Below are 17,897 nucleotides of genomic sequence, written 5' to 3'. Positions count from 1 at the left end.
CTGCGTCCGTCGGCGTGACCCCCGGTGCCGGAGCACGGCGATGTACATCCCGTCGCAACCGTGGACGGCCGACGTCAACTGCAGGCCCGGACCCGCGGCGCCGGTGGTTGGTTGCGGCCCCTCGTCGCGTGCCGTGACCGGTTCGCACACGAACGCCGGGTGCGCCTCCAGGAACGCCTCGACGACGTCGATCGTCTCCGCGCGGGTCCACGTGCAGACGCTGTACACCAGTGCTCCGCCGCCGGCCACCGTGCCGGCCGACGCCTCCAGCAGGCGCGCCTGCACCGCGGCCAGGTTCTCGACGTCGCCGGCGTTTCGCCGCCACCGCAGCTCCGGACGGCGGCGCACGACCCCGAGCCCGCTGCAGGGAGCATCCAGCAGCACGCCGTCGAACACACCCGCCCGCCAGGGTGGTCGCGCGCCGTCGGCCGCGAGCAGCCCGATCGGCAGGTCGAGGCGCCGGCCGAGGTCGGCCACCAGCCCGAGCCGGTCGACGGAGCGGTCCGCGGCGATCACCGCGCATCCCAGCGCGGCCAGGTGGCTGGCCTTGCCACCCGGCGCCGCACACGCGTCGAGCACACGCACGCCCTCGGTGGCCCGGTCGGTGTCGCCGCGTGTCCGGGCGAACGCAGCGGCCGCGACCCGACCGACGACCATGGACGCCTCGTCCTGGATCACGGCACGCGGGACGTGCCGGAGCACCGCCGGCGGCGCGATCCCGTCGACGTGGAGGGCGTCCGGTGCCAACCGCCCGGGTTCGACGTTCGCGCCCGCCGCGGTAAGCACGTCGGCGGCGTCCGATGCCCCGGTCGTCCGGACCGTCAGCTCGGGCGGCTGGTTGCCGGCGTCGAGCTCGCGGTCAGCGGCCGGGCCGAACCGGGCGTCCGCCTCGTCGACGACCCAGCGCGGGTAGCCCAGCCGCAGCGCTCTGCCGGCGACGCTGTCCGCGGGAGGCCACGGCAGTGTCGGACGCCGCCGGGCGAGGTTGCGCAGCACGCCGTTGACGAACCCGACGACCCGCGCACCCAGCTGCGCCCGCGCGACGTCGACGGTGGCCGACACGGCCGCGCGATCGGGCACGCGACCGAACAGCAGCTGCCAGGCACCGCACCGCAGCAGGTCGAGCGCGTCGTCATCGACGCTGGCCAGCCCGCGCCGCACCACGTGGCCGAGCGCCCAGTCCAGCGTCCCCTCCCACCGCAGGGTCTGGAACGCGAGGTTGCTGGCGAAGGCACGGTCCCGCGCGTCGAGGTTGCTGGCGGTCAGTGCGCGGTCGACCACCGGACCGGTCCACGCGCCGTCGCGGTGCACGGTCCGCACGATGCGCCACGCGACCGCCCGGGCGTCGTCCGCGCTCACCGGCCGGATCCGCGATCGGTTCGCGCTCGGCGGACAGCCGGGCCGCGTCGCCTCATCGCAGCACCTCCCCCACCGGTTGGTACCCGTTGACGAAGGCGGCGCCTGACATGGTCCGCTTGCCCGCCGGTTGGACCTCGTCGAGCCGCAGCGCCTCGACTCCGCAGGCGACCACCGGCGCGCCAGTGCGGTCGTCCACGCCGGTCACCGTGCCGGGGGTGCCGGTGGCCGGAACGATCTGCGCCCGGTGCAGCTTGAGCCGGGCGTCACGGAACGTCGTGTGCGCGCCGGGTACGGGGTTGTACGCCCGCACGGCACGGTGCAGGCGCTCAGCCGCGTCCGTCCAGTCCAGCCGGGCGTCCTCCGGGGCGATCTTGGATGCATAGGTGGCTGCTGCGTCGTCCTGCGGCCGCGGGGCGATGCTGCCGCCCACGAGACCGGCGATCGCCTCCACGAGCAGCGGCGCGCCGAGATCGGCGAGCCGTGCGGTCAGCTCGCCCGACGTCTCCGAGGGCCCGATGCGGGTGGTCCGCGTCGCGAGCACCGGACCGGTGTCCATCCCCGCGTCCAGCACGAAGCAGGTCACGCCGGTCTCGCGGTCGCCGGCCAGGATGCTCGCAGGGACCGGCGCGGCGCCGCGCCACGCGGGCAGCACCGAGAAGTGCAGGTTCACGAAGCCGTGCGGCGGGACGGCCAGCAGCGACGACGGCAGGATCTGGCCGTACGCCACCACGGCGCACACGTCCACGCCGCGCTCGGCCAGCTGCGGACCCGCCTCCGACGCGCGCCGCGGCTGGATGACGTCGACGCCCGCCTCCGACGCGGCGACCTTCACCGGGGGCGGGGCCAGCTGATGTCCCCGGCCACGCGGACGGTCCGGGTTCGTGACGACCAGTGGCACCACGACGCGCGCGTCGGCGAGCAGCGCCCGCAGCGCCGGGACAGCCGGACCGGGCGTGCCGAAGAACGCGACCCTCATGGGCGGCTCCGGGCGGGACCCTGCGCGTGGCGACCGCGGGCCCGGGCACTCACAGCTCTCGCGCCGGGGTCGGCTCGGGTGGGTGCTCGAGCTCGCCGCGCCGGATCCGCCGCATCGCCTCCTTGCGATCGTGGCGCGCGAGGTGGTCGATGAACAGGATGCCGTTCAGATGGTCGAGCTCGTGCATGAGGATCCGGGCGAACATGTCCTCACCGACCTCCTCGATCGGCTCACCGTGCACGTCGAACCCGCGCATCCGGGCGCGTCGCGGACGTTCCGCCGGATAGAACAGGCCCGGGAACGACAGGCAGCCCTCGTCGTCGACGACCGTCTCCTCGGAGGTCTCCCGCAGCTCGGGGTTCACGAACACGCCGTGGCGGTCTCCGTGCTCCCACACGAACAGCCGCTTGAGCACGCCCACCTGGTTGGCTGCCAGGCCCACGCCCTTGGCGCCACGGAGCGTGTCGAGCATGTCGTCGGCCAGCTCGCGCAGCGCGGCGTCGAAGTCGGTCACCTCACGGGCGCGCATCCGCAGGACCGGGTCACCGAAGATGGTGATGTCGCGTCGCGCCATGTCAACTCCTCTTTCCGTCCGGTCCCGCACGTGCTCCGGCGAAGACCACGCTCCGCCGTCCGTCTGTGTCCGGCCCGGCCACGCCTACGCCGGCGCCATGGGACCGGGCTGGGCGATCCGGTCCAGTGACGGCACCGGATCGACATCGACCGTCACGCGGCGGTCCTGTCGTGCCCACCGCCGGCGCACCGGGTCGAGCGCCGACAGCGTGCCACGTGGATCGTTGCTCTTCACGACGACGCGGCCATCCAGGTCGGGACCGGTCAGCTCGTCGTCCGGTGGCAGCGCGCTGCGGATGGCGTCCGTGAGCGTCTCGGCGTCGCCGGTGGGCAGGTCGACGTTGACCAGCACGCGACTCGGCGGATACCCGAGCTCGGCACGGCGGGCCGCCTCGCCCCGCCAGAACCCGTCGGGATCCCACCGGACCAACGCCTGGATGGCGGGGTGGGCGGGCTGCCGCGTCTGGATGACCATGTGGCGTGTCCACACCGCGGTCAGGCACAGCCGCAGCAGGTCCTCCGCCGCGTCGTAGCGGGGACGACCGAGCAGGGCGTCGGCGTCGGGCAGGACCAGGACATCCGCTGTGGCATCGGCGAGCCAGGCTGGGCGCCGCACCACGCTGCCACGCGTCATGACGGCGATGGCCGGACGCCTGGCGGGCCCCTCGGCGTCGAAGCCCTCCATCACGACGACGTCGGCCTCGGGGTAGGCCGTGCGCAGTTCGGCGCCCCAGCGCGTCGTGCCGGCGGCGAGCGGGGCGAACGCGGTGTCCGCACACGCCGCGCAGGGCTCGGCGGGACCCTGCCAGCCGCACGTTGCGCAGCGACGTGCGCCGCCGCGCGACGGTGCGAGCGATCCCTCGCACACAGGACACGCGGCGCGCAGACCACAGCGCCTGCACGCCAGCACCGTCCCGTCGCCGCGGCGCGCCACCAGCACGACCGCGGCGCCGTCGGCGGCGACCGCGGCGCGCACTGCGTCGTCGGCCGGCGCCGACAGGCGGCTGCGGACGGTCTGGCGCTCATGCGGGTCGACCACGTCGACGCGTGGGGCTTGCTCCCGCACGCGGGCCCGCGGCGCGTCGACCACGACGACGTCACCCCGGCTCAGCAGGCGATGGACCGCCGCGCTGGGCAGCGCTCCGGTCAGGACCGTCGTCGCACCGACCATCCGGCCGCGCGCCAGCGCGACGTCACGCGCGTGGTGGCGCGGGCTGCGACGTTCTTTGTAGGCGGGGTTGGCCTCGTCGGTGACGACGATCAGCCCCAGGTGCCGCAGTGGTCCGAAGACCGCACCGCGCTCGCCGACCATGACCCGCGCGTGACCGGTCCGGCCGCGCAGGAATGCGCGGTAGCGCGCACGGTCCGAACGGGCACCCCGCAGGTCCGCGCCGTCACGTCCGACCCGCGCCAGGCAGGCGTCGGGCACCGGCGAATGCGGATCCGGCGCCAGCACGAGCGCGCTACGCCCGGCGGCCAGGCAGCGGTCCACGAGGTCGACGACCAGATCCGCGACGTCGTCGTCGGGCAGGGGCCGCAGCCAGAAGGCCGGCGCCGGACCTGCGCCGTCCGGTGGCGACGCCGCCGCACGCAGCAGCGCCGACCCCGCGTAGTGGGCCCATGCGCGCGTCGGACACGGTGGCCGCTCGGCGGCGGTGACGTCCGCGGGGTCGCCCCATCCGGCGATGGCGTCCTCGGCGGCGGCCACACGCCTGGGGATCGCGTGGCGGAGCACGCTGGCCAGCGTGCCACCCCACCGCCGTGCGACCCAGCGGCACAGGCGCAGATCGTCCGCGTCGAACCGCGCCACCGGGCCGCGGACGTCGACGAGCGCCTTGATCTGCGCCGGGTCGGCGTTGGTGGACGTCCCGACGTCCACGACCCAGCCGTTGCGCCGGCGTCCCGCGAAGCTCACGCGCACCTCGTGGCCGGGTCCGACGGTCACGCCGTCGGGCACGGAGTAGTCGAACGGCCGGTCCAGGTGCAGCGGTTCGACGTCGACGATCACCCGTGCGTAGCGCCGAGCGGTCACGCGCGGGCGGCCCGCACCAGGTCGTCGGTCCGGTCGGTGCGCTCCCAGGTGAACCCTGGACCGTTGCGCCCGAAGTGACCGTAGACCGCCGTCTTTCTGAACACCGGTGCCAGCAGGTTCAGATCGCGGATGATCGCGGCGGGGCGCAGGTCGAAGACCTCGTCGATCGCCGCGACGATCCGGTCGGGATCGACGTGGGCGGTGTCGAACGTGTCGACGCCCAGCGACATGGGCCGCGCACGACCGATCGCGTAGGCGACCTGCAGCTCTACGCGGTCGGCGAGTCCGGCCGCCACCACGTTCTTGGCCACCCACCGGGCGGCGTAGGCCGCCGACCGGTCGACCTTGGTGGCGTCCTTGCCGCTGAACGCGCCACCACCGTGGCGGGCCATGCCGCCATAGGTGTCGACGATCACCTTCCGTCCCGTCAGCCCGGCGTCGGCCTGCGGGCCGCCCAGCTCGAACCGGCCGCTGGGGTTCACGAGCACCTCCCGGTCGTCCCAGGCGATGCCCGCCGGGACGGTCGGCGCCACGACGTGCTCCACGAGGTCCGGCAGCAGCAGCGTCCGGACGTCGATGTCCGCGCGGTGCTGTGCCGAGATCAGCACCCGCTCGATGCGGACCGGCTTGTCGCCCTCGTACGCGACGGTCACCTGGGTCTTGCCGTCCGGCAGCAGGTACGGCACGACGCCCGAGCGACGGACCTCGGCGAGGCGTTCCGCCAGCCGGTGGGCGAGCTGGATGGGCAGCGGCATCAGTGCGTCCGTCTCACGGCACGCGTAGCCGAACATCATGCCCTGGTCGCCGGCGCCGAGCCCGTCGAGGTCGGCATCGGCGCCACCTGCGCCCTCGCGCAGCTCGTAGGACCGGTCCACGCCGGCGGCGATGTCGGGCGACTGCTCGTCGATCGCGACCAGCACGCCGCACGTGCGACCGTCGAAGCCGCTGGCCGGGCTGTCGTAGCCGATGTCGGTGATCGTCGACCGCGCGATGTCGGCGATGTCGACGTAGGTGCCGGTACGCAGTTCGCCGCCGACGAGCACCAGTCCCGTGGTCACGAACGTCTCACACGCCACCCGGGCTCTCGCCGGATCGGGATCGCCGGCCAGCACGGCGTCGAGCACCGCGTCCGACACCTGGTCGGCCACCTTGTCCGGGTGCCCCTCGGTCACCGATTCCGACGTGAACAGGCGAACCCCGTCGCTCACGTCACGTCCTTTCTCATGTCATCGACCACGCGGTCGCCGGGCCGGATCTCGTCGTCAGGCGTTCCGCCGCTGTGCCAGGAGCTCGGACACCTCGTCGCACACGACCGCCGCCAACCGATCCTTCGTCGTGAGCGGCACCTCGCGACGCCCGCCGTCGGCGCGGAGCAGGACCGCCTGGTTCGTGTCGACGTTGAACCCCGCATCGGCCATGTCGACGCGGTTGACGACGATCAGGTCCAGGCCCTTGCGGTGCAGCTTCTCACGTCCGTGATCCTCGGCCAGATCGGTCTCCGCCGCGAACCCAACGAGCACCCGACCGCCCTTGCACGCGCCGAGCTCGGCGAGGATGTCCGGGTTGCGCACCAGGGTGACCGTCGACAGCTCGTCGCTGTCCTTCTTGATCTTGCTGGCGCTGTAGCGCTCGGGGCGGAAGTCGGCGACCGCAGCGGCCTTGATGACGATGTCGGCCTCGTCGACGAGGCCCACGATGGCCGACCGCATCTGCTCGGCCGTCTCGACGTCGTGCACCCGGACCCCGGGCGGGTCGTCGAGGTTGTTCGGCGCGGCGACCAGGTCGACCTGCGCGCCCCTGCGCGCCGCCTCGCGGGCCAACGCGTACCCCATCTTGCCGCTGGACCGGTTGCCGATGAAACGCACCGGATCGATTGGCTCCCGTGTGCCACCGGCCGACACGATCACGCGCCGACCCTCGAACGAGCTGTCGGTCCCCCTGACGGCCGTCACCACCGCGGCGACGATCGCATCCTCCTCCGCCAGTCGCCCCTCCCCCACGTCGCCGACGGCCAGCTCGCCCTCGTCGGGCCCGACGATGTGCACGCCACGGCCGCGGAGCGTCGACGTGTTCTCACGCGTCGCGGGATGGCGCCACATCTCGGTGTGCATCGCGGGCGCGACCACCACGGGGCAGTCCAGCATCAACGCCGTGCTCGTGACGAGGTCATCGGCGAGGCCGACAGCCAGCTTGGCGAGCAGGTTCGCGGTCGCCGGAGCGAACACGGCGACGTCGGCCTCGCGTGCGAGGTGGATGTGCGGCGCGTGATCGGTCGGCGAGAACACGTCCGCCGGCACGCTGCGGCCGGTCAGGCCCTCGAACGTGGCCGGACCGACGAACGTGGCGGCGGCAGGCGTCAGCAGCGCCTGCACGGTTGCACCCGCACGGATCAGCGCGCGGGCGAGCATGGCCGCCTTGTAGGCGGCGATCCCGCCGGACACGACCAGCAGGACGTGGTGCCCCGCCAGGTCCTTGCGGGCGTCGCTCACACTGGCAGGCTAGGAGGCCGGGGCGTCGTCGTCGGCCGGAGCCGCCTCGTCGCCGTCGTCAGCGGTCACGTCGGATTCGTCGACCGTGGCGTCGCCGATGGCGTAGATCTCGGCGCCGCCCTGCTCCTCGGTGCCTCCCAGCAGATCCTCGGCGGCACGTCGACGGTCGCCGGCGTACTGCGGCACGATCTTGGTCGCGGCGATCTCCTCGAGGGCGATCGACAGGGGCTTGTTGGAGTCCACCTGTTCGACCAACGGGGGCGTGTACTGCCCCAGTCCCTCGCCGAGGGAGTGGTAGTAGTCGTTGATCTCCCGCGCGCGCTGTGCCGCCAGGTGCACCAGCGTGTACTTGCTGTCGACCTTCGACAGCAGATCGTCGATGGTAGCGATGAGGTGCTCCTTGCGTGCGGCGTCGATGTGAATGCGAAAGCGGGCACCCGGATGTCAACCGGCGCCCGCAGCCAGTATACGGGCGATCTCGTCGGCGGCCGCGTCGATGTCGTCGTTCACCACCCGGTGATCGAAGGCCGACGCCTGGGCCAGCTCCCACTCCCCGAGTGCCATGCGTTCGGCCACCCGCCGCTCGTCGTCAGCGCCCCGCCCCTGCATGCGCGCGACCAGTGTGTCCAGATCCGGCGGATGCAGGAAGATCAGCAACGCCTGGGGGAACTCCTTCTGGACGGCCAGCGCACCGTTGATCTCCAGCTCCAAGAGGATGGGCCGGCCGGCCGCCAGCGGCTCCCGGACGCTGCGCCACGGCGTGCCGTAGCGGTTGCCGCCGAACCGGGCCCACTCGAGCAGCTCGTCCTCGGCGATCATGCGATCGAACTCGGCATCCGTCACGAAGTGGTAGGAGACACCGTCGCGCTCCCCCTCGCGCGGGCGGCGGGTCGTGGCCGACACCGAGACGGTCCAGCCCTCGAGCCTGTCGCGCAGCGCGGCGATCACCGTGCCCTTGCCGACGCCCCCGGGGCCACTGAGGACAGCGATCCGCGATCCGTCACCCGCCGTCGTGGTGCTGCCCGATCCCATGTCAGGCGCCGCGTCGGAGGACGTGACCGGTCACTGCCCGGAGAACTCGGCGAGCAGCCGCTCCCGCTGGTTGACGCCGAGGCCGCGCAGGCGTCGCGACGGCGAGATGTCGAGACGTTCCATCAGCCGCCGGGCCCGCACCCGGCCGACCTTCGGCATCGACTCCAGCACCTCGGACACCCGGGTCTTGGCGATCACCTCGTCGTCGTCAGCTCGCGCGAGCACTTCTCCGAGGTGGATCTCACCCGCCTTCAGCCGCTGCTTCATCTCGGCACGGAGCTTGCGTGCCTCCGCAGCCTTGTTGAGCGCCTCTCGCCGGGCGTCGTCATCGAGTTCGGGCAACGGCATGGGTCCTCCTCGGACGACTCGCCGGAACGTGCGCGCATACTATCCGCCGCGCTGAGCGGGTGAACCTCGTGGCGGCGATCTTCAACTCCCGGTCGCGGCGGACACGCCGGCATGCGCGACCCGTCGGACGCACCGCCGTCCACCAACGAGTACCGCACCCGGCCGCCCATCTACAGCTCGCTGGCGGTGAACAGCGCCGACAACTTGAGATCGTCCTCGGCGAGCTTCTGTGCACCGCCGGCTTCACGGTCGATCACGCACACGACCTGGTCGACGATCGCGCCGAGTTCACGAAGGTCGCCGGCGGACGCCCGGACCTGGCCGCCGGTCGTGATGACGTCCTCCACGATGACCAGCCGCAGTCGGTCGACCGCACCACCCTCGGCGAACCGGGCGGTCCCGTAGGTCTTCGCTTCCTTGCGCACGAAGCGCGTCGGCAGCCCGGTGACCTGCGACAGCACGACGGCCAACGGCACACCGCCGAGCTCGAGGCCGGCCAACGCGTCGATGTCGTCGGGGACCAGCGGGGCCATCGCCTCGGCGATGTCCCACAGCAGCGGGGGATCCGATTCGAAGAGGTACTTGTCGAAGTATTCGGTGCTGGTCGCACCCGAACGCAGCACGAAGTGCCCGGTCAGGTGCGACCGTGCGCGGATCCGCCGGGCGAGGCGTTCCCGTGTCACGGCCGTGACGCCCCGCCGACCGACGACGTCGCCGCGATCTGCCGACGGATGAGGCGGACAGCTGCGGCCGGGTCGGCCGCGGTCGTGACCGCGCGTCCGATGACCAGCAGGTCCGCGCCCGCCTCGACCGCCGCCCGCGGCGTCACGACACGAGCCTGATCATGCATCGCTGCTCCCTCCGGCCGGACGCCCGGCACGACGAGTGTCACGTCGCCGCCGACGGTCTCACGCACCGTCGCAACTTCGTCTCCAGCGCACACGATACCGGCTGCACCCGCCGCCACCGCACGGGACGCGAGACGGGGCACCAGTCGCGCCGCCCCACCGACGCCGAGCGCCGACAGCTCGTCATCGTCGATGCTCGTCAGGACGGTGACCGCGAGGATGTCGACGTCCGGCGCGGCATCGACGGCGGCGGCGACCATGGCCGCGCCACCGCCGGCATGCACGGTCAGCATGGCGGCGCCGTGCGCGGCGGCGGCGCGTGCCGCACCCGCGACGGTGTGCGGGATGTCATGCAGCTTGGCGTCGCAGAAGACCGGCGCGTGCGCCGCCGCCAGACCGATGGCGCGCGGCCCCAGCGACAGCAGCGCCTGCAGGCCGATCTTCAGCACATCGACCTCGTCGGCGACCGCCGCGGCGAGCGTGGTCAGGCGCGCCTCGTCGTCTGTGTCCAACGCCACGGCGATTCGCGCGGGTGCCATCACCGGCCTCCGTCCGACACGGCGCCGCGCAGCCCGGCGATCGACGGCTCGTCGTGGTCAGCCAGCCAGGTCTCGAGGTCCTCGACGGCGCGGGGGATGGCCAGCGGGTCGGCGAAGGTGGCCGTTCCGATCGCCACGGCGCTGGCTCCCGCCATGACCATCTCGAGGACGTCGGACGCGGTACGCACGCCACCGAGCCCGATGATCGGCACGGGACCGAGTGCGCTGTGCACCTGGTGGACGGCGCGCACTGCGACCGGCCGGATCGCGGGACCCGACAGTCCGCCGGTCCCTGCCGCCAGCCTCGGGCGACGTGCCTCGACGTCGATCGCCATGCCGAGCAGGGTGTTGATCAGGCTCACGCCGGTCGCGCCCGCGTCGACCGCCGCCGCCGCGATGATCGCGATGTCCGTGACGTCCGGCGTCAGCTTGGCGAAGACTGGCAGGTCGACGGTGGAGGTGACGGCCGCGATCGCCTCGCCCGTCGGGCCGGTCCGGCACGAGAAGACGATGCCACGGTCCTCGACATTCGGACACGAGATGTTGACCTCGAGCGCAGCGAGGCCCGGCACGTCGCGGAGGCGCTTGGCGAGCAACCCGTACTCGTCGACGGTGCGTGCCGCGATGCTGGCGATCACGGGAACGTCCCGGGCGGCCAGCCACGGCAGATCGCGCTCGAGCCAGACGTCGACACCGGGGTTCTGCAAGCCGATTGCGTTGAGCATGCCCGCCGGGGTCTCGGCCATCCTCGGCGTCGGCAGACCCTCCCGGGGCTCGAGGGTCACCGACTTGGTCACCATCGCCCCGAGCGTGGACAGCGGGAAGAAGCGCGCCATCTCGCGCCCACTGGCGAAACAGCCGCTGGCGGTCATGATCGGGTTGCGCAGTCGCAGCGGTCCGAGCTCGACGGCCAGATCGACGCTCACGGCCGCCCACTCCCGGCGTGGTCGCCGCGGTTCGTGGACGTCGCCCGTGCCGTCGGTCCCGATCGACGGCCGAGCACCGACGTCCACTCGATGCGAGCGGCGTCGAGCACCGGTCCGTCGATGCAGGAGCGGACGTTGCCGGCGACGGTGGGCACGACGCACGTCATGCACACCCCGATCGAACAGCCCATGTGCTCTTCGACGGCCACCTGGCAGGCGACGTCATGGGCGGCGCACACCCCGGCGACGGCGACGAGCATCGGCATCGGTCCGCAGGCGTGCACCACGGTCGGCGTTCCGTCGTGCTGACCCGGATGGTCGGCCAGCCGGGCACGCAACGCGTCAGTGACCAGGCCCGTGGCGCCCCGGCTGCCGTCCTGGGTCACCTCGTGGATGGTGACCTGCCCCGGCCGCGGGGCGACGGGGTACAGCACGGACGCGGTGCGCGCGCCGTTGAGCAGTTCCACCGCGTTGCCGCCGGCTGCGAGCCGGGACGCCGACCAGGCCAGTGGCGCCACCCCGTACCCACCGCCGACGAGCAGACAGCGCGCCGGTCGTTCCGGCGGGACGAAACTGGTGCCCAGCGGTCCTACGATGTCCAGTGGCGTCGAGACCGGTCGGGACGCCAGCCATGCGGTGCCGGCTCCGACGACGGCCATGACCAGTTCGATGGTGCCGGCGCCGGTGTCGACGCCTGCGATGGCGAACGGACGACGCAGCACGGTGTCCGCCGCGTCGACTCCCACGCTGACGAACTGGCCCGGCGCGGCGTTGGCCGCGATGGCCGGCGCCGCGATCGACAACGCGTGGTAGGCGCCGACCGGACGGCGCGCGACGAGCGCGCCGGTCGTGACGTCGACCGTGCCGGTCATCAGCGGGCCTCGACGCCCAGCGCCGTCCGCGCCTCGGTGTGGAACTCCTGGAGGCTGCGTACGCCGACCCCACCGACGCGCAGGGCCTCGATGCCCTGGATGGCGGCCAGGATGCCCGAGAGCGTTGTGATGCATGGCACCCCGTGGCGCACCGCGGCGGTCCGGATCTCGTAGCCGTCCGCGCGGGGGCCGATGCCACCGCGGGGCGTGTTGAACACCAGGTCCACCTCCCCGGCCTCGATGCGATCGACGATCGACGTCCCGCCGTGGACCCGCGCCTCCAGGTACTTGGCCACCACCTGCGCGTCGACGCCGCTGCGGCGCAGCGTGGCTGCGGTGCCCTCCGTCGCCACGATGTTGAAGCCCAGCTCGGCGAGGCGCTTGACCGGGAAGATCAGCGCCCGCTTGTCACGGTTCGCGATCGAGACGAAGACCGTGCCCTTCTCGGGCAGCACCATCGCGCCGGTGCCCGCCTGGCTCTTGGCGAACGCGACGCCGAAGTTGGCGTCGATGCCCATGACCTCACCGGTCGAGCGCATCTCCGGACCCAGGCGCGTGTCGACGCCCGGGAAGCGGTTGAACGGCAGCACCGCCTCCTTCACGGCCGTGTAGCCCAGCGGCGCCGCCGTGACCATGTCCAGCGGTGGCGCCATCCCCTCGTCGCGCAGTTCCGCGAGCGTCGCTCCGACCATCACCCGAGCCGCCAGCTTCGCCAGCGGGACACCCGTCGCCTTGGAGACGAACGGCGTCGTGCGCGACGCCCTGGGGTTGGCCTCCAGCACCAGCGCCACGTCGTCGCGCAGGGCGAACTGGATGTTGATCAGACCGCGCGTCCCCAGCGCGTGCGCGATCTCGCGCGTCTGCTCGCGCAGCAGCGCCAGCTGCGCGCGACCCAGCGTGAACGGCGGCAGCACGCACGCCGAGTCGCCAGAGTGCACTCCGGCCTCCTCGATGTGCTCGGTGATGCCGCCGACGAAGACCTCGGCGCCGTCGTAGACCGCGTCGACGTCGAGCTCGACCGCCGACTCGAGAAACCTGTCGACCAGCACGGCGCCCTCGGCGGCATTGGCCTCGAGCCAGTCACGCAACTGCTCGTCGTCGTAGGTGATCGCCATCGCGCGGCCGCCCAGCACGTAGGAGGGTCGCAGCAGCACGGGGAAGCCGATGCGCCGCGCGACGGCCAGCGCGTCGTCGTGCGAGGTCGCGATGCCGCCCTCGGGCTGCGGGATCGTCAGGTCTGCGAGCAGCGCGCCGAACCTGCCGCGGTCCTCGGCCCGGTCGATCGCCTCCGGAGCCGTGCCCAGGATGCGCACGCCCTCGGCCTCCAGCGCGTGCGCCAGCTTCAGCGGCGTCTGTCCGCCGAACTGGACCAGCACCCCGATGTCCCCGCCGCCGGCCGCCACCTCGGCGTCGTGGACGGCCAGCACGTCCTCCACCGTTAGCGGCTCGAAGTACAGGCGGTCGGCGGTGTCGTAGTCCGTCGACACCGTCTCGGGGTTGCAGTTGACCATGATGGTCTCGTAGCCGGCCTCGGACAGGGCCTGCACGGCATGGACGCAGCAGTAGTCGAACTCGATCCCCTGCCCGATGCGGTTCGGGCCGGAGCCCAGGATCATGACCCGTGGGCGGTCGCTGTGGCGGACCTCGGTGGTGTCCTCGTACGTCGAGTAGTGGTAGGGCGTGGACGCGGCGAACTCGGCGGCGCAGGTGTCCACGGTCTTGAACACCGGCACCACGCCCAGCTCACGGCGGCGGCGGCGCACGGCCGCCTCGTCCACGCCGAACAGGCCGGCGATCATCGCGTCACCGAAGCCGGTGCGCTTGGCGCGTCGCAACAGCCATGCGTCGACGTTCGCCAGGGTCTCACACGCCCGCAGCGCACGTCGCAGCTGGACGATCTGGGCGAGCTGATCGCAGAACCAGGGGTCGTAGCCGGTCAACGCCGCGACGCGCGCGGACTCCCATCCGCGTGTGAGCGCCGCGTCGGCGTCGTGGAGCCGCGTCGGCGTGGGCGTGCGCAGCGCGTCGGCGAGCTCGTCGTCGGTCCGCTCGTCGTTGGCGCCCACCAGGCCGACCGTGCCGTCCTCGAGCGAGCGCAGCGCCTTGCCCAGCGACTCGGTGAACGTCCGGCCGATCGCCATGACCTCGCCGACGCTCTTCATCCGCGTGGTCAGCGTCGGGTCGACACCGGCGAACTTCTCGAGGTTGAACCGCGGGATCTTCGTGACGACGTAGTCGATCGACGGCTCGAACGCGGCGAGCGTCTCACCGGTGATGTCGTTGCCGATCTCGTCGAGGCGGTAGCCCACGGCCAGCTGGGCGGCGATCTTGGCGATCGGGAACCCCGTCGCCTTCGACGCCAGGGCACTCGACCGCGAGACCCTCGGGTTCATCTCCACGACCCGGATCCGGCCGGTCGCCGGGTCGATCGCGAACTGCACGTTGCTACCGCCGGTCTCGACACCGATCTTGCGCATCACCGCGAACGACGCGTTGCGCAACTGCTGGAACTCGACATCCGACAGCGTCATCGCCGGCGCGACGGTGATCGAGTCACCCGTGTGCACACCCATCGCGTCGAGGTTCTCGATGGTGCACACGACCACGCAGTTGTCGGCGTGGTCACGCATCACCTCCAGCTCATACTCCTTCCACCCCAGCAGCGACTCGTCGATCTGCACCTGGGTGATCGGGCTCGCGTCGAGGCCCTCGGCCACCAGACGCTCGAACGTGTCCCAGTCCCCGGCCACCCCGCTGCCGGCACCGCCCAGCGTGAACGACGAGCGCACGAGCACCGGGAAGCCCATCTGACGCGCCAACTCGCGGGCGGTCGCAAGGTCGCGGGCCTCGCCCGACCGCGCGACCTCCAGCCCGATCTCACCCATGGCCTCGGCGAACTTGCGGCGGTCCTCGGCCAGCGAGATGCTCTCGAGGCCCGCGCCGATCGGTTCGACGCCGTACCGGTCGAGCACACCCGCGTCGGCGAGGTCCATCGCCACGTTCAACCCGGTCTGGCCGCCCAGCGTCGGCAGCAGCGCCAGGCGGTGCCTACCAGATCCCCGCCCACCGGCTCGCTGGCGCTCGCCCGCACCCGCAGATCCCCGCCCACCGGCTCGCCGGCGCTCGCTCTCGCCCTCGACCTCACGTGCGATGACCTTGGTGACCATGTCGACCGTCAGGGGCTCGACGTAGGTCGCGTCGGCGAACGCCGGGTCGGTCATGATCGTCGCCGGGTTCGAGTTGACCAGGACGACCCGGTAGCCCTCACGGCGCAGCACCTTGCAGGCCTGCGCGCCCGAGTAGTCGAACTCGCAGGCCTGACCGATGACGATCGGGCCCGAGCCGAGGATGAGGATCGTGTCGATGTCGCTACGCGCCGGCATCGTCGTGCCCCCTCGCGCCGGTGCCGACCGGGCTGCGGCCACAGCGACGCATCAGGTCGGTGAACTGGGTGAACAGGTAGCGCCCGTCGTGGGGCCCCGGCGCGGCCTCGGGGTGGTACTGGACGCTGAACGCCGGCACGTCACGGCACAGCAGTCCCTCGTTGACCCCGTCGTTGAGGTTGACATGTGACGCCGTCACGCGCCCGAACCGGTCCGCCCCGTCCAGGGAGTCGACGTCGACCGCGAAGCCATGGTTGTGCGTCGAGATCTCCACGGAGCGGCGCGCGGCGTTGCGCACGGGCTGGTTGGTGCCCCGGTGGCCGAACGGCAGCTTGTAGGTCGTTGCACCGACGGCGTGCCCCAGCAGCTGGTGGCCCAGGCAGATGCCGAACACCGGCGTCCGCTCCGCGAGCAGATCGGCGATGGCCGCGATGCCGTACGTCACGGCCGCCGGGTCACCCGGTCCGTTCGAGCAGAACACGCCGTTCGGCTCGTGCGCCAGCACCTCGTTGGCGGGCGTGGTGGCCGGCACGACCCGCACGGCGCAACCCGCATCCGTCAGCAGGCGCAGGATGTTGCGCTTGATGCCGAAGTCGTAGGCCACGACCCGGAACGGCGCGTCCGCGTCACCCGCGTCGTAGGGGGCGCCGGTGGTCACTTCGCGCGCCAGATCGGCACCGGTCATCGTCGGCGTCGCACGTACCAGCTCGAGCAGTTCGTCGCAGTCGAGATCGGAGCTCACGCCGGCCCGCATGGCCCCCGCCGAACGGATGTGGCGGGCGAGGCGCCGCGTGTCGACCTCGGTGATGCCGACGACGCCCGCGTCGGCGAGCTCGTCGCTCAGCCCGCCGGTGGCACGCCAGTTCGAGTGCATCCGGCTGGCCGCCCGCACGACGAAGCCGGCGACCTGGACCGACGAGGCCTCGGCATCGTCGCCGGTGGTGCCGTAGTTGCCCTGGTGCGGCGTGGTCATCGCCACCAGCTGACGGTGGTAGCTGGGATCCGTCAGCACCTCCTGGTAGCCGGTCAGGCTCGTGTTGAACACGACCTCACCGGTGGTGGTCCCGGGGGCGCCGAACGCCTCCCCGACGAACACCTCGCCGTCCTCGAGCACGAGCAACGCCCGCGCCGGTCGTTGGATCATCACGACACGTCGTCCATCTCTTCGTCGTCATCTGCTTCGCCTCGCCGCACGGGATACCCGTCCCGCACGGTGAAGCGTCCGCGCAGCAGCGTGTGGTGCACGCGACCCCACAGCTGGCGGCCGGCGAACGGCGTGTTGCGGCTCAGGCTGTGCGAGGAGCCCACCGCGACCGTCCAGCGCTGCTCGGGATCGAACACGACCAGGTTCGCAGGCATGCCCGCGGCGATCGGTCCCCCGTGGCTCGTGATGTCACGGCTGCGCGCCGGCCCGGTCGACAGCGCAGCGATGGCCTCCGACAGCGTCAGCACACCAGGTCGCACCAGTTCGGTCAGCGTGACCGCCAGCGCCGTCTCCAGCCCCAGCATCCCGCACGGCGCCGCGGTCCAGTCCCGCTCCTTGTGCTCCGGTGGGTGGGGCGCGTGGTCGGTCGCGATGGCGTCGATCGTCCCGTCCGCCAGTCCCGCCCGGACCGCCTCGACATCGGTCTTCAACCGCAGTGGCGGGTTGACCTTGTAGACCGGGTCGTAGGACGAGACCTGCTCGTCGGTCAGCGTGAAGTGGTGGGGCGTCACCTCGGCGGTCACCCGGGTGCCGTCGGCCTTCGCCGCGCGGATCAGCGCCACCGTCTCCGCGGTCGACACGTGCGGGACGTGCAGCCGCGCATCCAGCCCCCGCGCCAGGATGAGGTCCCGGGCGACCATCGACTCCTCGGCCTCGCGTGGCCAACCGGTCAGCCCCAGCAGGTCCGACTGGTCGCCCTCGTGCATCTGCGCGCCACGCGTCAACGTGGGCTCCTCGGCGTGGTTGCACACGATCGCGTCCCACGTCCGCGCGTACGCCAGCGCCTGCCGCATCATGCGTGCCGACGCCACCGGATGACCGTCGTCGGAGAAGCACCGCACCCCGACCGCGGCCATCGCGCCGAGCTCGGCGAGCTCCTCGCCCGCCAGCCCCCGCGTGACGGCGCCGACCGGGTACACGTCGCACATCCCCGCCTCGCGAGCCAGGCGCAGCACCTGCTCGACCACACCGGCGTGATCGGCCACGGGATCCGTGTTGGCCATCGGGCACACGGCGGTGAAGCCACCGGCCGCCGCCGCCGTCGTGCCGGTCTCGACGGTCTCGGCGTCCTCGCCGCCGGGTTCGCGCAGGTGCACGTGCAGGTCGACCAGGCCGGGTGCCAGCACCATGCCGTCGGCATCGATCCGCAGGCCGCGGGACTCGTTGCCGACCGACGCGACGCGGTCGCCTTCGATCACCACGTTGGCGATCCGGTCGGTGCCGCTGGCCGGGTCGACCACGCGCACGCCGGTGAAGGTGAACAACGAGCGGGCGGTCACGCGGACGACCTACCGCTGACGCTGCATGAGGTCTGG

General features: G+C 72.4%; 15 protein-coding genes. All 15 read right to left on the bottom strand.

Going from position 1 to position 17,897, the window contains the following annotated elements:
* Positions 1–1,411: 1,411 nt before the first annotated feature.
* Positions 1,412–2,335: a methionyl-tRNA formyltransferase gene (gene fmt, locus VFZ70_13710; GenBank protein HEX6256857.1), complete on the bottom strand. Its 924-nt coding sequence runs from the start codon at positions 2,333–2,335 to the stop codon at positions 1,412–1,414.
* A gap of 49 nt (positions 2,336–2,384) precedes the next feature.
* Positions 2,385–2,909, bottom strand: coding sequence for a peptide deformylase (gene def / locus VFZ70_13705; GenBank protein HEX6256856.1), 525 nt, complete (start codon positions 2,907–2,909; stop codon positions 2,385–2,387).
* Between the two features lie 84 nt (positions 2,910–2,993).
* A complete protein-coding gene (locus VFZ70_13700) occupies positions 2,994–4,940 on the bottom strand; it encodes a hypothetical protein (GenBank protein ID HEX6256855.1) in 1,947 nt (648 codons plus the stop codon).
* Positions 4,937–6,148 carry a methionine adenosyltransferase gene (metK, locus tag VFZ70_13695; GenBank protein ID HEX6256854.1) on the bottom strand — a complete coding sequence of 404 codons (1,212 nt, stop codon included), beginning with the start codon at positions 6,146–6,148 and terminating at the stop codon, positions 4,937–4,939. Before metK ends, VFZ70_13700 begins: the two co-directional genes overlap by 4 nt.
* Positions 6,149–6,202: 54 nt before the next feature.
* Positions 6,203–7,429, bottom strand: a complete 1,227-nt coding sequence (gene coaBC, locus VFZ70_13690; protein HEX6256853.1) for a bifunctional phosphopantothenoylcysteine decarboxylase/phosphopantothenate--cysteine ligase CoaBC — start codon at positions 7,427–7,429, stop codon at positions 6,203–6,205.
* 9 nt (positions 7,430–7,438) lie between these two features.
* Positions 7,439–7,801 (bottom strand): DNA-directed RNA polymerase subunit omega, encoded by a 363-nt coding sequence (gene rpoZ, locus VFZ70_13685; GenBank protein HEX6256852.1) that lies wholly within the window; start codon positions 7,799–7,801, stop codon positions 7,439–7,441.
* Between the two features lie 72 nt (positions 7,802–7,873).
* The gene (gene gmk, locus VFZ70_13680) at positions 7,874–8,461 is read right to left on the bottom strand and encodes a guanylate kinase (GenBank protein HEX6256851.1); all 588 of its coding nucleotides are present in this window, start codon (positions 8,459–8,461) and stop codon (positions 7,874–7,876) included.
* Between the two features lie 30 nt (positions 8,462–8,491).
* Entirely contained in the window at positions 8,492–8,809 is a 318-nt protein-coding gene (gene mihF / locus VFZ70_13675; protein ID HEX6256850.1) for an integration host factor, actinobacterial type, read from the bottom strand.
* Between the two features lie 170 nt (positions 8,810–8,979).
* Positions 8,980–9,492, bottom strand: coding sequence for an orotate phosphoribosyltransferase (gene pyrE, locus VFZ70_13670; protein HEX6256849.1), 513 nt, complete (start codon positions 9,490–9,492; stop codon positions 8,980–8,982).
* Complete coding sequence (pyrF, locus tag VFZ70_13665; protein HEX6256848.1) at positions 9,489–10,196, bottom strand: orotidine-5'-phosphate decarboxylase; 708 nt, start codon at positions 10,194–10,196, stop codon at positions 9,489–9,491. The genes pyrE and pyrF overlap by 4 nt, the downstream gene beginning before the upstream one ends.
* A complete protein-coding gene (locus tag VFZ70_13660; protein ID HEX6256847.1) occupies positions 10,196–11,122 on the bottom strand; it encodes a dihydroorotate dehydrogenase in 927 nt (308 codons plus the stop codon). Before VFZ70_13660 ends, pyrF begins: the two co-directional genes overlap by 1 nt.
* Positions 11,119–11,994, bottom strand: coding sequence for a dihydroorotate dehydrogenase electron transfer subunit (locus VFZ70_13655; GenBank protein ID HEX6256846.1), 876 nt, complete (start codon positions 11,992–11,994; stop codon positions 11,119–11,121). Before VFZ70_13655 ends, VFZ70_13660 begins: the two co-directional genes overlap by 4 nt.
* Positions 11,994–15,377 carry a carbamoyl-phosphate synthase large subunit gene (gene carB / locus VFZ70_13650; protein ID HEX6256845.1) on the bottom strand — a complete coding sequence of 1,128 codons (3,384 nt, stop codon included), beginning with the start codon at positions 15,375–15,377 and terminating at the stop codon, positions 11,994–11,996. Before carB ends, VFZ70_13655 begins: the two co-directional genes overlap by 1 nt.
* Positions 15,364–16,521: a glutamine-hydrolyzing carbamoyl-phosphate synthase small subunit gene (gene carA, locus VFZ70_13645; GenBank protein HEX6256844.1), complete on the bottom strand. Its 1,158-nt coding sequence runs from the start codon at positions 16,519–16,521 to the stop codon at positions 15,364–15,366. Before carA ends, carB begins: the two co-directional genes overlap by 14 nt.
* Positions 16,521–17,861: a dihydroorotase gene (locus tag VFZ70_13640; GenBank protein HEX6256843.1), complete on the bottom strand. Its 1,341-nt coding sequence runs from the start codon at positions 17,859–17,861 to the stop codon at positions 16,521–16,523. The genes carA and VFZ70_13640 overlap by 1 nt, the downstream gene beginning before the upstream one ends.
* Positions 17,862–17,897 lie beyond the last annotated feature (36 nt).

The sequence above is a fragment of the Euzebyales bacterium genome (genome assembly GCA_036374135.1).
Taxonomy (GTDB): domain Bacteria; phylum Actinomycetota; class Nitriliruptoria; order Euzebyales; family JAHELV01; genus JAHELV01.
Note: the sequence above shows the minus strand (reverse complement) of the source record. Positions and strands in the feature narration are given on the sequence as shown.

What these genes read in the sequence shown, in the direction of transcription:
- mihF (HEX6256850.1), bottom strand. Translation starts at nt 8,809, where the DNA reads ATGCCGTTGCCCGAACTCGATGACGACGCCCGGCGAGAGGCGCTCAAC.
- gmk (HEX6256851.1), bottom strand. Translation starts at nt 8,461, where the DNA reads ATGGGATCGGGCAGCACCACGACGGCGGGTGACGGATCGCGGATCGCT.
- pyrF (HEX6256848.1), bottom strand. Translation starts at nt 10,196, where the DNA reads ATGGCACCCGCGCGAATCGCCGTGGCGTTGGACACAGACGACGAGGCG.
- VFZ70_13655 (HEX6256846.1), bottom strand. Translation starts at nt 11,994, where the DNA reads ATGACCGGCACGGTCGACGTCACGACCGGCGCGCTCGTCGCGCGCCGT.
- fmt (HEX6256857.1), bottom strand. Translation starts at nt 2,335, where the DNA reads ATGAGGGTCGCGTTCTTCGGCACGCCCGGTCCGGCTGTCCCGGCGCTG.
- carB (HEX6256845.1), bottom strand. Translation starts at nt 15,377, where the DNA reads ATGCCGGCGCGTAGCGACATCGACACGATCCTCATCCTCGGCTCGGGC.
- carA (HEX6256844.1), bottom strand. Translation starts at nt 16,521, where the DNA reads ATGATCCAACGACCGGCGCGGGCGTTGCTCGTGCTCGAGGACGGCGAG.
- def (HEX6256856.1), bottom strand. Translation starts at nt 2,909, where the DNA reads ATGGCGCGACGCGACATCACCATCTTCGGTGACCCGGTCCTGCGGATG.